The sequence below is a fragment of the Thermosporothrix hazakensis genome (genome assembly GCF_003253565.1).
GTDB lineage: Bacteria > Chloroflexota > Ktedonobacteria > Ktedonobacterales > Ktedonobacteraceae > Thermosporothrix > Thermosporothrix hazakensis.
On record NZ_QKUF01000002.1, the window covers coordinates 49,648 to 62,187 of the forward strand.

General features: G+C 53.7%; 8 protein-coding genes. 5 read left to right on the top strand and 3 right to left on the bottom strand.

Going from position 1 to position 12,540, the window contains the following annotated elements; genetic code table 11:
- Nucleotides 1-195: 195 nt before the first annotated feature.
- The 5 genes from EI42_RS05440 to EI42_RS05460 all read left to right on the top strand — a co-directional run bounded on the left by EI42_RS05440 (nucleotide 196) and on the right by EI42_RS05460 (nucleotide 9,868).
- Entirely contained in the window at nucleotides 196-6,198 is a 6,003-nt protein-coding gene (locus EI42_RS05440; RefSeq protein ID WP_111319663.1) for a protein kinase domain-containing protein, read from the top strand.
- Nucleotides 6,179-7,909, top strand: a complete 1,731-nt coding sequence (locus EI42_RS05445) for a phospholipase D-like domain-containing protein (protein ID WP_111319665.1) — start codon at nucleotides 6,179-6,181, stop codon at nucleotides 7,907-7,909. The genes EI42_RS05440 and EI42_RS05445 overlap by 20 nt, the downstream gene beginning before the upstream one ends.
- Before the next feature lie 645 nt (nucleotides 7,910-8,554).
- Nucleotides 8,555-8,863 carry a hypothetical protein gene (locus EI42_RS05450; RefSeq protein WP_111319667.1) on the top strand — a complete coding sequence of 103 codons (309 nt, stop codon included), beginning with the start codon at nucleotides 8,555-8,557 and terminating at the stop codon, nucleotides 8,861-8,863.
- Between the two features lie 75 nt (nucleotides 8,864-8,938).
- Complete coding sequence (locus EI42_RS05455) at nucleotides 8,939-9,523, top strand: RNA polymerase sigma factor (protein ID WP_111319669.1); 585 nt, start codon at nucleotides 8,939-8,941, stop codon at nucleotides 9,521-9,523.
- Nucleotides 9,524-9,550: 27 nt separating this feature from the next.
- Nucleotides 9,551-9,868 (top strand): RNA polymerase sigma factor, encoded by a 318-nt coding sequence (locus tag EI42_RS05460; protein ID WP_111319671.1) that lies wholly within the window; start codon nucleotides 9,551-9,553, stop codon nucleotides 9,866-9,868.
- A gap of 163 nt (nucleotides 9,869-10,031) precedes the next feature.
- Here EI42_RS05460 and EI42_RS05465 read toward each other — a convergent pair whose 3' ends face one another.
- From EI42_RS05465 to merB, 3 genes are all read right to left on the bottom strand, one after another.
- Nucleotides 10,032-10,238 (bottom strand): hypothetical protein, encoded by a 207-nt coding sequence (locus EI42_RS05465; protein WP_111319673.1) that lies wholly within the window; start codon nucleotides 10,236-10,238, stop codon nucleotides 10,032-10,034.
- Nucleotides 10,239-10,332: 94 nt separating this feature from the next.
- Entirely contained in the window at nucleotides 10,333-11,463 is a 1,131-nt protein-coding gene (locus tag EI42_RS05470) for a glutamate--cysteine ligase (RefSeq protein ID WP_111319675.1), read from the bottom strand.
- Nucleotides 11,464-11,848: 385 nt separating this feature from the next.
- Nucleotides 11,849-12,472 (bottom strand): alkylmercury lyase MerB, encoded by a 624-nt coding sequence (gene merB / locus EI42_RS05475; RefSeq protein WP_111319677.1) that lies wholly within the window; start codon nucleotides 12,470-12,472, stop codon nucleotides 11,849-11,851.
- Nucleotides 12,473-12,540: the final 68 nt, after the last annotated feature.

Here is a 12,540-nt window from a genome sequence, read left to right on the forward strand (position 1 = left end):
ACTAAAGCTTCCAACCCTCACAGAAGCTCTAACCCGTAAAGCGCGCCCATACTGAACGAACGCGCGTACCGCATCTCTACTCTATCTCTTTCAGCATTTCTGAAGAGCAACACAAAACAGGGGGATAACGGGTGCTTCTTGCCTGCCAGAAATGAGGGTGTCTCACGGGAGAACAACACCTTATCGGAGAGCGTAATGACCAATCCTACCGATCTTTCCGGGCGCATCGTCAGCGACTATATTATCGAAGAGAAGATAGGACAGGGCGGGTTTGGTGCAGTCTACCGGGCCCGCCATCGCCACCTGAAAAGAGTTGCCTGTGTAAAAGTCGTCCATAAAAATAGCCAGGCAAAGGATCTCGCCGAATTCCTCAAGCGTGAAGCGCACGTCCTCAACGAGCTGGATCACCGCAATATTGTCCGCCTGCAAACCTTCACAATCGAAGAGGAGCAGATTTATCTTGTTATGGACTACATCGATGGAGGTGATCTGAACTCCCTGCTGAAGAAAACAACCGGACCGCTTCCCATCGAGGAGGTTGATGATATCATCGGACAGATAGCAACAGGGCTCCATTATGCACATCAACGCCAGGTTATTCACCGTGACCTCAAACCACACAACATCTTACGCGACAAGCAGGGACGCATCGTCATCGGTGATTTTGGTCTGGCGAAATTTCTTGATGTCGCGCTCCATCATACCTTTCAGGCAGCCCCGGACGACAACGCGGGCACCCCGCTCTACATGGCTCCCGAGCACTTCAACGGTCAACCCGACTACAGCAGTGACCTCTATAGTCTGGGGGTCATCGCCTATCAACTCCTTACCCGGCATCTTCCTTTTACCGGGAACAATTGGTTCCAGCTAAGAGATGCCCATTGTAACAAGCAGCCACCACCACTGCGCAGCTTCAACCCGGCTCTGAGCGAAGAAGTGGAACAGGTCGTGCTCAAAATGCTGGAAAAGGAGCCAGAGAAGCGCTACCAGAGCCCGATTGATTTCAAGCGTGCCTTGCATAGCGCTATCGAAAAAATGCGTGTCAACACCCGGGTCAATCCCGACACCATTGCGGGCGTGCTTCCATACCTCCCTGATAATCTCACGGTGCAACTGGACCCGGGCGACTATCGCGGTCCGTTCACCATCTCGAAACGGCTCCGCCTGATCGGTGCCGGGGCAGCCACCAGGCTTTACACCGTTGATGAACCGCTCTTGCATATTCAGGTTCCCGGTGTGCGGCTGGAAAACATGCTCCTGCAACGCTCGCGCGAAAGCTATGACGAACCGCTGATTCAGGCCGCAGGGCATCCCTACGAACTCCGCTACGTCACCGTGCTTGGTGGGGCTGCGGAAGGTGCAACCTGGCTTGACGCGGAGTGGCAACTACCCGTGAACGGTATCGATTTCGGCCCCGTACCCGCCGAGAGCCAGCAGACACGCACCGTCCAGATCGAGGTCAAAGAGCAGTGTACGCTCTCGACGACCGTTCCGGGACTGAGCGTGTTCCCGATCCGCATTGCTCCCGGCTCCCATACACTATCGCTCTCCTTTGAGACGCACGGGAAGCCGCCCGGCACCATTCTCAATGGCGCAATCCGGCTACAGGGCGAGACCGAGACAAAGACGATTCCGATCAGCGGGCAGATTCAGCCACCGCTTCCCACACCAGTCCCCATGCCTCTGGCTGCGGAACCACCAACGCACCATATGGAATGGCTCTATCAGCTCTGGGATGAGGCTGCTCGTGATATCCTTCGTCTGCTTGGTAGTGACAGCGAGAAGGAGCTTGTCCACCAGTGGAAACAGAATCAGCGCACGCCAGAGCTTCGGACCAAAATTCACACGCTCGGAGAAAAAATGCTGGTACGGCTCGTCGGACAGAAAGCGTATAAGTGGTATGTACGCCGCACTCAGGAGAGCAAGCAAGCGGAGCATGAGGCCTGGGAGCTGACACTTGCAACTGATAGTGACAACTTTCCTGAGGCTCTGGGTAAAAGGACCCTTCGCCTCTTTGTCAACGTAGTCGGTACAACGAAGCACAGGCTGCAAATTCGTAAGATCACGCTCCCCCGGGAGGAGGAGGGAGTCCAGAATCATGCCTCATTGCCTGCTCTTGTTCAGCTTGTTCCCTCCTTGCCCGACTATCGAGGGATTGATACAGCATTCCTCGCACGCCTCCGTGCCCTCCCCATTCGAGAGCGCCCGGAGCTCGATGTGAACCAGCTTCAGGGATGGGAAGCACTGCTGAATTTCCAGAAAGAGCTGATCAAAAAGCGACATTATAGCGTTGCATATACCAACCACACCTATCGAGACGGTTCGTCGCGTGTGACCTTCTTTCTGGATGCCGCCAGCGCCGTCGACAGTAGTGGGACCAGCCTTGATCCTGCTGAGTTTGTCATGCGCATTCGGAACTCGCGCAAAGAGCGCCTCAAGCGGCTTGACTCGCTTCCCAATACCCCGAGCCCTCGCAAACATTATGGCCAGGATCTCGGGACCATTGAGCAATTCAAGGCAGACGAGAACGCACTTGTCATCAGCCTTGATCCCTCGCTTGTTCGCCGCTTGCAAAAAGGCTCCTATGCGTTGCCCCCAAATGGGTATCTCTATTTCGATGCCCGTGGCGATATGCAACAGATCAGCCGCCAGCAGGAAGCGCTTGAGGATCTCAAACAGGGGAAAACCGTCAATCCGCGCCTGGCTGACTTCTTCTTCAATGCGCGCGAGGCCGGAGATATCCCGGCAATTCAGCGCTTGCTTCCTTCCGACCTGCTCTCGGGGACCTGCAACAGCGGGCAACGAACCGCGATCGAGATGGCTCTTGCAACACCTGATCTCTTGCTCATCCAGGGACCACCAGGAACCGGCAAAACGACCGTAATCGCCGAAATTTGCTATCAGGAGGCGCTACGCGGCGGGCGCACGCTGATCGCCTCACAATCGAATCTGGCAGTAGATAACGCGCTCGGTCGTATCAGCCATCACCCCAGCATTCGCGCTCTACGCAAGGGCAACCCGGATTCAGTTGAAGACGAGGGACGGGATTTCACCGAGGAACAGGTCATCACCACCTGGCTTCACAACACGGCCAGCGATTGCCAGACGAAGCAGGAGAAGCGCAAGCAGAACATCGCCCTTTTCAAACGGCTCCTGAGCGGGCATAAGCGCTTCACTCGCTATTATCAGGAAGAGGAGCGATATCAGAAACAGTACCAGAAATGGCGCTCGCAGTATGAGAAGGTCAAACAGGAGTTGAAAGCGACTTCATTCCTGATTGAGGAAGAAGTTGAGGCGGAACGAAACGCACAAGCTGTCCAGCAAGCGCTTGCCTCTCTCCTTGCGGGCAGATATGTACAGGATCTTGCCAGCATTTCCCGCAACGCACTCCCTTATATCGCTCGCACGGGAAGCAAGCAGCATTTTATCCAGAGCGTCAACGAGGGGATGCAGCTCCTACAGCGGCTCATGCCCATGCCTCCCGTCACCAGCCTGCTACAGAGCGTCATTCAGCTCCGACAGCACGTTTTTGTCCAGCGCGATGCATGGGAAGAAAGCCGCTCGCTCCTCAGCGCGATCGATGCAATTATCACGCGCTGGCAGCTCACCGACAACCAGCGGGAACAGGTAACTGCCACAATCCAGCAATTCGAGACCAAAATCCAACAATTGAATGAGCAGATCCAAAAGAGCCAGCAAACCTTGCAACAACACAGGCGTCCCCTCAATGAGATGCAGCAGGCGCTACAGGAACTGCACCTCTTTTCGCGCTATTCACTCGAAACAGCTATTCAAACCTACATTGCAAACGAGACACAGCCACGTGTCCCCTCTTCTGGCCTGCTCAACATCCCGTCGCTCTTCCCGGGACGGCTCATAGCGACCATGAAGAAATATGATAGCAAGCCTCTGTTTGCGAAATGGCAGAGCGCCGCGCAGACAATCCAGCGCCGAATTCAAGCCCTTCTACGAGATCAACAACACTGTGAGCAGGCTTACTATGCTCAATTAGATTATCAGAACCACTATCACCGCTTGCTTGCTACCGACCCCGAAATCAGCCTGGCGCTTCTGTATAGCCCGCCCGTCGTGACGACCAGCGCACCGCCGAAAAGTACAGACCTGCCCATACTTGTGCAGCAGCTTGCGCAGACGCTTCACGTGATACAGGAGACGATCATGAACCCGGGCCTCTTCTCGGGTATGTTCAAAAAGCGACATCAGCAGAAGCTCTTTGACCTGTTTCGGCAAATGCGAGACCAGCTCTTCACACTTGAGCACGGTATCAAGCTGATTCACACCACCAACTATGAGGCCACACAGCACTTTTGCAGGAACATCGCTAACCACATCTATGATACTCTGCAAGGGCAGATACAGCAGCGCATCTCTCAGATACGTTCACAGCTTGAGCAAGCCAATCAACAAAAAAGAGAGCTGGAACAGCAGGTGCAGCAGCTCCGAAGCGAACAACAGACACAGCGTGAGTTGCTTCCCGTGCTGGCTCAAACGCTCCAACACATCCATAGCGAGCTTGCGGAGCACCTTCGCCAGTTGAGTCTTCGATCAGATATTTCAAAGGAGCTACTCACGCTGGCCCGTGACCAACTCCAAACTCGCGATACTACGCCCGACTTTGTGCAACGCTACCGTAGCGTGTCACAGCGCTGGCTTGCCGATACCAGACAGGCAGAGCAACTTGTACACACCCTCTGGGAGCAGCTACAGAAAACGCATGATCTTCTGCCCCAGCAGCTTCTTCAGCTTCGGGACGACCTCAAACAGCATCAGAAGCAGCAAGAGATTCTTCAGCGTGAGCTGGTGCGCCTTGAGCAGACAGCAGGCAGCAAACCCGCTGGTCTCCAGATCGAGCGGCAATGGTGGCGCTCCTTCTGGGAGTCAATTCCGGCTGAAGTCCGGCCCGCAGCGCCTTCAGAGGGCATCTTTGCCCTGCCCTTTCTTCAGAGCATGCAGCACCAGTTTACTAGCTGGCAACAGGAGCTCGACAACGAAGAACGCTTCTCGCAGCGCTACGATCGTCTGATTACGGACTGGGTCGCCGAGCTTCAGAACATTTCGGCCTATGACCGGCAAGAGCTTCAGCAGACCTACATCAAAAATGCCAATGTTGTCGGCATCACCTGCGGGCAGGCTCCCAGACTCTCATCACGGGAATTCAGCGCTATCTCCACATTCGATACCGTTATTATTGACGAGGTCAGTAAAGCGACCCCACCCGAAATCCTGCTCCCGGCCATTCGCGGCAAAAAGCTTATCCTCATTGGAGATCAGCACCAGCTGCCACCAATGATCGATGATAAAACGCTGGATCAGATGGCCGAAGAAAACGGGCTGAATCCACAAACATACCACCAGCTTAATCAATCTTATTTTGCCAGGCTCTATCGTGATGCCCCTGCCAGCAAGAAATGCATGCTTCACATTCAATATCGCATGCATCCTGACATTATGGCAGCCATCAATCAGTTCTATGAACGTCCGCTGGAATGTGGCCTCAATCAGCCAGATCTCGAACGTGACCATCAGCTTGAGGTGCCACTTGTCGACAAAAACAAACATCTTGTCTGGGTCACGACTCCGCTGACCTCTGTACAGGAGCGCACGGGACAGCAGTTGATAGCACGCAACCAGAGCAGCAAAGAGGTCGTATTCACCTGCCCGAGCAAGTATCATAGTTTCAGCGAAGAGCGGGTAGGAACATCCTACATCAATCAGCGAGAGGTCGAGATTATCACCGCAATCTGCCAGCAATTCCAGCAGGCCTGGGCCCCAAAACTAGCCACCGGTGCTCCACCGAAAGAGATCGGGGTCATCACCTTCTATGCCGCACAAAGCAGCCTCCTGCGTGAGAGCCTGGGGGTTTCTCAGGGGGGCAAGAGCGCACGGTTTAGCGCTCTCAACATCCGCGTCGGCACGGTTGATCGCTTCCAGGGAATCGAGCGGGCGGTTGTTATCGTTAGCATGGTGCGCAACAACAGTCGGGGTGATATCGGCTTCGCGAGAAAGGATGAGCGTATCAATGTGGCCTTCTCGCGGGCGCAGGAACTTCTTGTGATCGTCGGGTGCCATGATCTCTTCTGTAGCACCTCACACGCCGATACCGCTGTCGAGCGCTATCGCAACGTCGCCAGTATAGTGAAACATCGGGGGGCTTTCATTGACACCACTGCAATCTAACCTGCAACCACTGATCGCGCCAGCCTTGCAAGATGAGGCGAAAGAAATCGAGAAACGGTCGCCCGGGATCACCGTCCTGGGCGCACGCGAGTTTCGCTATCCCGTACAGCAGCTTCAGTGCCGCGTTGCCTATGAAATACACAGTAAATTGAACTTGCTGCAACGGTTTGTCCTTCGCGCCTATGAAGAGCTCGGGCCGCCGCCTTCACCCGAGGAGCTAGCCGCGGCCCTGGGTCTTGACCCTATCTTTATCATAACTACCTTGAACGATCTACTGACCTGGCAGCTTCTCAGCAAGCATACAGGCGGTATCACCCTGACTGAAGAAGGCAGAAAGACCCTGCTGCTGGAGACTCGGGCCCAGGAGAGCCATGAGGCTATTCGTTATATGCTTCAGGATGCGCTCCTCGATACGCTCACTTTCGAGCCACACCCGTTTGTCTCTCCTGAAGAGCCGCTGGAAAACCTGGAAACCTTTGTCCAGCAGAACCTTCAGCAGTTCACGGAATGGAATGTGAGTCCTGAGCTGCTCGAAGAAGTCAGCCTTGATCTCCATCGGCCAGAAGAGGGGCAAGTGGTCACCGAGATCGAGCCGCTCTCTCCTCCACACCTGTGCTGGAAGCGCATCGGCATCTTTGTGCTTCGTGATGAGCACAGCAACGACCCCACAGAGGCGCTTTCGTTTCTTGCTCGCTCAGAAGGCGTCTCTATCCCGATTGTGGCAACCTGGCTTCTTGAACGCAAGGCACAGGCACTCAAAGAGCTCTGCGGGCTGGAGGAGCAGCCAACCGTTGCCGAAGAAGCAAGCAGTCCACCGGAGGCAGAAGAGATGCCCCGGCGCAATCTGCCCCGCTTTCAGAAGAAGGTCCGCACACCAGGACAGGAGCTTCCTCCGGTGCAGCATTGGCGTGGCGCTGAGATCCGCCCCGCCTTCCTGCAAGCGCTACGGCAGGCCCGCGAAGAGATCATTATCTACTCTCCCTGGATCAATGAGCATGTCGTTGATGACGAGTTTCTCACGCTGATCGAGCGTCTGGTGAAGAAGGGGGTACATTTTCTGATTGGCTATGGCATCGGGCGAGAGGAGCAGAAAGAGTCTCGCCCGATCCCCCCCGGCCTGCAACAGCGCTTGCGTGCTATCACTACGCTCAAAGGTGCACCCGGGGTTATTGTCGAGTGGCTCGGGAACTCGCACGCGAAAGAGGTCATCATTGATCGCAAGCTCCATATCAGTGGCTCACACAATTGGCTCTCCTATCGCGGCGACTTCGCTCCGCGCGACGAGATCGTGTATCGGGTCGCGGTTCCCACGGAGGTTGAACGGGCACATGCACATATCCGGCAGCGCTTCCTTGAGCGGGCACAATACCTCTGGTCTCGCAAGGACGACACATCGCGAACCATCGCGTTAAGCCTGCTTGGGTATCTTGGCTATGAACAGATGTCACTGGACCTGCTTGAGCGCGAGCGCTGTCACCAATACATTCCCTTATGGATCACGCTGGTGCATCATGCCGTTCTGAAAGGACACGATACACGTATCATCGAACCGCTTAAGCGGCTGCTGACTGGCTGCTATCACGCAATCGCACCAGACGATCCACTCAAAGCAGAGATAAACGAGAAATTGCAACAGCTAGGCAGCAATATGAAGCGGAAATACTGGCCGCTCCTGACCGAGCATGCACCGATTGAGCTCACTGATGCCTGAGCATAAAAAAAGAAACAATTTTGTTTTGTAATAGTCGCTTTGTTTTCTCTAGAGGATGTGCATTGTTTTTTTGTAGAGAATTTTGTTTTTTCTCTTCTGAATAGTTTTTTGGGCTTAATCTTTTCACCGAAACAACATCTCTTTAAGTAGAAGCAACATTCTCTACCTGCTTTTGAAGACTGGCCGAATGGTCTCAATAATGCTTTTCGCTCTCGCCTGCCAAGCATCGACGAAGGGCATTGTTGCACTGCTCACTCAATGGCCAGTCTTTTTTCTTTTCCGTCACATGGTGCCCTGACCTCTGCCCTATCGCTCGGAGGCACCCGGTGCGCCTCCCTCAAGCGATAAGCTATTCATATTGTGAAATTCCTGTTAAAAATAACACTGGGTCTTCAATTCAAGACAAAAAAGTGTTGCATATCCTTGTCTAAATGCATAACATTGATTTATACTGTTATTAGATCAGAGTGAGCAAAGTACAAGTTATTGAGTATCGATGCTTGGCAGGCGAGAGAACTCATAACTTGTAAGACCATGAGTGATACACGAGGAACGAGTATTCTTTTCTCAGACGATCTCCATGCAAGCTCCCCCTGGTCTCCTGACACATGTACACGGCAGTTACACGTGACAAGGAGGCAGCATATGGACATGCTCCAGCTTATCACCGTCTTGCCTCCATTCTGGCAGATCTTCTGGGTCAGTTGCTTTCTACTGATCATGCTTCTGGCCCTGCTTCTCAAGACCTTGCCAGACTTGCGACGCACCTTCTTCTTGCAGCAGCAGAAGAAGCGCAAACCGAAGAGCGTGCCTCTGAAGGGGCTTCCCGGCAAGTGGCACGACATCTTGCCCTTTCGCCAGAAGAAGGGACGCAAGACCGCCTTCGGTGTGAATGTGCACTTCCTCTTCTTCTCTGGTCGTCAGAAGAAGAGCAGTCAATTGAAAAAGCGGTAACGTAGGCTGTTTCTAGCAGGAGAGAACGATACATATGGTATCGTTTCTTCTCCTGACTCCAGGGAAAGATGCATTATGCTTGCAAGAAGCAGAACAGACTGCCTGGACGATCAATTGACGTCATACATGGCATTCATTCGCAGAACCCTCTATCAGAGCTCGTTCCGCTTGCCTGCACCAGATGTAGAGGACATCGCGCAGGAAGTGCTGATCAAGCTCTGGCTCACCCTCAGGCAAAACCATAGCATTCAGCGCCTTGAGCCCTACATCCGGCGGATGGTGCACAATGAGGTGATACAACACCTCCGCAGGCGAAAGCTGGTCTACGCCCTTCCGCTTGACGAGCAAGGCGAGCTATGCGATGGAGAGCTGCTCTCAGCAGCGGGTGAGCTGGCAACCGATCCAGCCGAATGCGTCGAGCGGCAACAACTGCTTGACGACATCATGCAGGCTGTGAAGACCCTACCACCCATGCAAAAGAGGGCCATACAGCAAGCGATCAGGGAAGTGCTGGTCCCCCACCTACCCGGACAACCGGAACTGACACCACCCACCACTGCGGAACGTATCAGGCTCCGGGCCTCCCAGAGCATCGCTCGCAAGCGGCTGAGAAGGATCGTACATGTCACTACGGCAGAGCGTCTCGCTCCCTGTCTGTAGCAGTCACAAAAGGCAGGTAGAGAAATCATGGCAAACTCACAAACGCAGATCTCGAAACCGTTCTGTTGTTGTCCATCATGTCCACTTCGGAAAGGGAGGTCACAACAGCACTGGCTTAAACCGGAATATATCGAACGCCTGAACGAGCTTGAAGAGCCGTATCGTACCGTACTCAAGCACCATGATGTTCTACGAATCCCCTACGGCAGTATCGCGCTGAAATTCAAGTGTCCGCCCGGCACCATCAAAGCGCAGGTCTCACGCGGGCGGAAAAAGCTGAAAGATATCCTCGATATTAAAGAGACAATCTGCCCTCCCGATTGTCCTATGAGCAAGCTTCAATAGCCTGCTCACACAGCTTCAGGAAGCCGCCGTCTTTCCTGGACGACGGCCTCTTTTCCTTTCAAAAAGGGAGGAGAAAGCATCACCCGTATCTCCTCTCACACAGCAACAAAAAGCGATCATGGTTCTCATTTCTCTATTCAACAGACAGAGAACTGGCATCGGGCTACATATCCGCCAGCAAGACGCCTTTTCGATCAAAGATACGACCACGGAGCGGCACATTGGTTTCCAGGCAGAGGCGCATATTCCGGGGATTGGAAACCACCTTTCCCGCAACATCAACCTGCCAGTACACCAGTGTACCACTCATGATCACAAAGAGGACCACAATCAGGATTGACAGATGATCTACTCGACGCCCTATCTCCATAGTTCAGCCTCCTTTCCCTCTGAGCATAGCAGGCAAAACAGCCCAGGTGGGGAAAAAGGAGATACAGAGGGAGATACAAAATGCTCGATATTGCCTATCCAGTACTGGCACCGGCAATCCGCAACGCCTCCTCAATACTCCCGATATCCTCATACAGACGAAGCAGCTCATGGGCAGGGGTAATCTTGCGCTGCACCTGCTCATGCAGCCGAGCCAGCAAACTCACGTCGGGATCAGCAACACGCTCAAGGGCAATGGTTGCTGCCCGCACAACCGCTCGGGCACCCTCTTCGATCTCTGGATGTTGAAAGCCTGAACGCGCTGCAAGCTGATGCATGCCCGGATCGGGCACTGTCATCCGGCCCTCAAGCGTCTCATCGATGAGCAAGCCCTTGAGCAGCGCAAGCAAGGAAGCATAGAGCGAAAAGTCAGCACTACTATCACACGCCTTGAACTCAATACGCCCGACCTCACGCGGAAGCCGCGCAAGCTGTGTCAATGATGGGTCGCTGTCGATGAGCTCATGTGTATGCTCTACAAAAACAAGCGTGGCCGGACGCATACCGGTCCGCTTCAGGGTGCGTATCGAGAGCCCTCCCCACGGCCTGCCTTGAAAAAAGGGAGAGCTAAAGCTGAACGGGACGATATACGGGCTGTAGAACGTCAACTTGCGCCCCCGGTCAAGCACCTCTTCAGGAGTAAGCTCAGGACACGAGATATTCAAATCGGGGCCATAGGTCAGCATCGTGATAGCAGATGAACGCATTTCAGGCGATTTATTATACAATCCCTGCTCAAACGCGTTCATTGGTGGGTCTGGGAAGAACGTATCTTTATAGGGGTGAAAACTTGTCAGGGCAGGAACAAATCCGATATCTCGTGTATGCTGCATCAACAGCGTGAAGCTCATTCTCAGCTCATTGATTGCTCCCTGAATCGTGGGGTGAATCGTTGTCCGTATCTCGATTCCCTTCGGTCGAAAATCGATAAATTGTCCGTCCGGGCTGAAACGCCGCTGCCCTTCCAGGTACCAGCGCTTCCGCTTGATGCCACTCTTCCCGTTCACAAGCTGTTCGATATCATCATCATACACGGGCAAACGGGCAATAATCGCAGCTACTTCTGCAAAGGACGTGTTCGCATGATCAGCAAAATGGCCTGCTGGATTGAGAAAGGCGACCTCATGCTCACAACCAAAACCAAAACGGGTGAACGCTCTACTCATCGCCTTGCAGCCTCCTGAGTGTCCGATCAGCGCGCATACAAGAACATCAGAGAAGGACACGCGTTTCAATGCTGGATCTCTTATCCGCATCAAAAGCGCGAGTTCATGGAGTTCCCTCGGCTCACCAAACGGACGATGCTATGACAGCTCAACAGTATTACCCTCGATCCAGAAGCCGTCCAGTCCAACCTCTGGATGAGTACAAGCCCCCCGTGACACCTGCTCATCAACAGGATGAGCAGCTCGGACCATCATTTCTTTTTAGTATACTGTCAGTTCAGAGCTCATCGACAGCGATATGTCCCCGCTTTAGAGCGGAAGAGTCATTCTCTTTTCCAACAAAAAAGAAAGCGGGAGGCAGTGAGCCTCTCCGCTGCACATTCATCTATTTCTTGATACCAAAGCAAGCAGCAGCTACCTGTTGCCCGACCTGTGATGCCTGTTCGAGTGAGAGCAACACCGCGTTCGGATGAGTTGCAAGATAGGGCGTCGCCGCACGCTCTGACGAGAAGAAGAGCGCATTTTCGCAGAACGTCTGACGAACGCGGTTCTGATCGAAGGCAATAAGCAGCGCAAGAATGCTTGTGGTGGGCGAAAGATCGCGAATTGCTCCCGAGGGTGAGGCCACAAAACTGATCGGCTCGCCCGTCGTGGGGCAATGTGATAGAACATGTGCCTCCTGACCCAGGCAAGGCGGAAAGAGCACCGTATCAAAGGCACACCATGTATAGAGTTGCTTCCCGTTCACCTGAAAGTGATGTCGCGTCGGGACCAGTGTCACGCCCCATCCGACCACATCGCCATTCTCGTTATACTCGGTGTCCGGCAATTGATGCAACCGCTTCTCAAGCCCATCCTCGCTGATATGAAGCTCGCTGGCAAGTTGGGCTTTCGATACTGGCCCCCCCTGACTGATCCGTCGCAGAATCAGCAGACGCAGCTCCTTCTGCTCAGACTGGAGTTGCTCAATCAAACCTGTCGTTATCGCTTCAAGAGATGGTACTGACATTCCTTTCCTCTCTTCTACATGAAACTTGTTCTATTCTTGATGAAATACTGTATCCAGTATCATACAAC

Bases quoted from the DNA above. Each gene is read 5' to 3' on its own strand.
- EI42_RS05440 (WP_111319663.1), top strand. From the start codon at position 196: ATGACCAATCCTACCGATCTTTCCGGGCGCATCGTCAGCGACTATATT.
- EI42_RS05450 (WP_111319667.1), top strand. From the start codon at position 8,555: ATGGACATGCTCCAGCTTATCACCGTCTTGCCTCCATTCTGGCAGATC.
- EI42_RS05455 (WP_111319669.1), top strand. From the start codon at position 8,939: ATGCTTGCAAGAAGCAGAACAGACTGCCTGGACGATCAATTGACGTCA.
- EI42_RS05460 (WP_111319671.1), top strand. From the start codon at position 9,551: ATGGCAAACTCACAAACGCAGATCTCGAAACCGTTCTGTTGTTGTCCA.
- EI42_RS05465 (WP_111319673.1), bottom strand. From the start codon at position 10,238: ATGGAGATAGGGCGTCGAGTAGATCATCTGTCAATCCTGATTGTGGTC.
- EI42_RS05470 (WP_111319675.1), bottom strand. From the start codon at position 11,463: ATGAGTAGAGCGTTCACCCGTTTTGGTTTTGGTTGTGAGCATGAGGTC.
- merB (WP_111319677.1), bottom strand. From the start codon at position 12,472: ATGTCAGTACCATCTCTTGAAGCGATAACGACAGGTTTGATTGAGCAA.